The sequence below is a fragment of the Megasphaera sp. AM44-1BH genome (assembly GCF_003467125.1).
Lineage (GTDB): Bacteria > Bacillota > Negativicutes > Veillonellales > Megasphaeraceae > Megasphaera.
On record NZ_QSFA01000054.1, the window covers coordinates 1 to 1295 of the forward strand.

Genomic DNA, 1295 nt, shown 5'->3' on the forward strand with positions numbered 1-1295 from the left:
TGAGGTTTCTATCAATCAGTTATCCAGCAATCAAAGCTGCCTTTTTCTTGTAGTTCGCATATAATTTTTCATAGCCATTGGGTGACATATAGTTACAGTGACTGTGAATTCGAACGGTATTATAAAACGTGTTAATGTATTCAAACACCAGCATATAGGCTTGTTGATAATTTTCAATCTTAAATCGATTCAGCCATTCTCGCTTAATCAAGGCATGGAATGATTCTATGCAGGCATTATCCCATGGATAGCCTTTCTTCGAATAGCTGCGGCACATCTGTGCGGTTTCCTTGATATAGGATTGCGAAAGATATTGACAACCGCGGTCAGTGTGAATTACTACCAGACGGCCTGGATTCCTGGTTTGCTTTGCCGTTTGAAGCATCCTAATAATGCCAGATGCATCCAACTTCCGGGATAAATTCCAGGCAATGATTTTTCGAGAAAATAAATCCATGATACTGGCCAAATACACAAAGCCTTCAGTAGTCCAAATATAAGTAATATCGCTGCACCAGATCGTGTCTGGTCTTGGCGGATTAAATTGTTCTTGCAGAATATTAACTAATATGGCATCAAAACAACTGCTCTGGGTCGTAACGGTATAATGCTTGACCCAACAAGCACGAATCCCCATTTGCCGCATGTAAAGGCCCACTGTCCTTTCGGAAATACATTCCCCTTTCTGTTGAAGCAATTTAGTAATTTTGGGTGCTCCATAGATTTGCTTTGAATCTTCGTAAATGGTTTGAATCTGTTTTTTTACCTCCTTACGGTGCGTAGCTTGTTTGGATAATTTGCGATGACTCCATCCATAGTAACCTGATGTAGAAACGCCCAATTCTGCCAGCACTCCAGATACCGAAAAATGGCGTTTCCCCTGATGGGCTTTTTCGGCTGCCTGTTTGACGCTATGGTAAATGGCGGGGATTATTTGTCTAGAATGCTGATAGCTTTTTTTAAGACATCGATGGCATCCTTGGCATCTCGTAATTCACGTTTCAAACGAGCGATTTCCTTGGCTTCATCAGATGCATAGTTTCCGGATCCGCGATATGGCATTTCCCCATTATCCCGTAATTGCTTTTGCCATCGGGACAGTGTCTGTTGGGAAATTCCTAAATTATGGGCACACCCAATCAGTCCTAAATCACGATGATCATGGTAATATTGGACAGCATCCACTTTGAATTGTTTGTTAAACTTCGTCATACTAAGACCCCCTATATATACTTTTATTGTATCACTTTATGGAAAACCTCAGTTTGACTTGTCCTATTTATATGCTAGCACCA

General features: G+C 40.9%; 2 protein-coding genes. Both read right to left on the reverse strand.

Annotated elements, in window-relative coordinates; genetic code table 11:
* Positions 1-19 precede the first annotated feature (19 nt).
* Entirely contained in the window at positions 20-994 is a 975-nt protein-coding gene (locus tag DW949_RS13535; RefSeq protein WP_118023690.1) for an IS3 family transposase, read from the reverse strand.
* Positions 931-1212, reverse strand: coding sequence for a transposase (locus tag DW949_RS13540; RefSeq protein WP_026385695.1), 282 nt, complete (start codon positions 1210-1212; stop codon positions 931-933). Before DW949_RS13540 ends, DW949_RS13535 begins: the two co-directional genes overlap by 64 nt.
* Between the last annotated feature and the right edge of the window lie 83 nt (positions 1213-1295).

Bases quoted from the DNA above. Each gene is read 5' to 3' on its own strand.
- DW949_RS13540 (WP_026385695.1), bottom strand. From the start codon at position 1,212: ATGACGAAGTTTAACAAACAATTCAAAGTGGATGCTGTCCAATATTAC.